The organism is Desulfobulbus alkaliphilus (assembly GCF_016918545.1).
GTDB lineage: Bacteria > Desulfobacterota > Desulfobulbia > Desulfobulbales > Desulfobulbaceae > Desulfobulbus > Desulfobulbus alkaliphilus.
The window spans coordinates 1-448 of sequence record NZ_JAFFQC010000240.1; the positions used below are offsets into that span (position 1 = coordinate 1).

Genomic DNA, 448 nt, shown 5'->3' on the forward strand with positions numbered 1-448 from the left:
CTGCTGTCCTGGCTGCTGCTGGTGATCACGGTCCTGGTCGGCGGCTTCCTTCTCGCCCTGCCCTTCACCGGATTGGATGGCCTTTGGGAGACGCGCAGCGCGACGGCCTTGGTGTTGTCGGCCGCCGCCGCCCTGATCATGCTGATCAACACGGCCTATCAGGATGGGCGCGCAGACAATCTGCCGCCGGTCGTTCTGCGATACGGCGTGCGGGCCGCGTCCGTCCTGATCGCGCCGCTGATCGTTCTGGCCGCCTGGGGCCTGGGCTTGCGGATCGGCCAGCACGGCCTGACGCCCGATCGGATCATCGCAGCCGCCTGCACCCTGGTCGGCGCGGTCTATGGCGCGGGCTATCTGTTGGCGGCCGTAAAGCCGGACGGCTGGATGAAGCCGCTGGAACGGACCAACGTCGTCGCGGCGGTTCTGTCGGTTCTGGTCATCCTGGCCC

Annotated in this window: 1 protein-coding gene; it reads left to right on the forward strand. The window is 68.1% G+C overall.

Annotation, left to right across the window (positions count from 1 at the left end; translation table 11 throughout):
• Nucleotides 1–448 (forward strand): DUF4153 domain-containing protein (locus JWG43_RS20870; protein ID WP_205244365.1); only part of this gene is annotated, 448 nt, incomplete at both ends.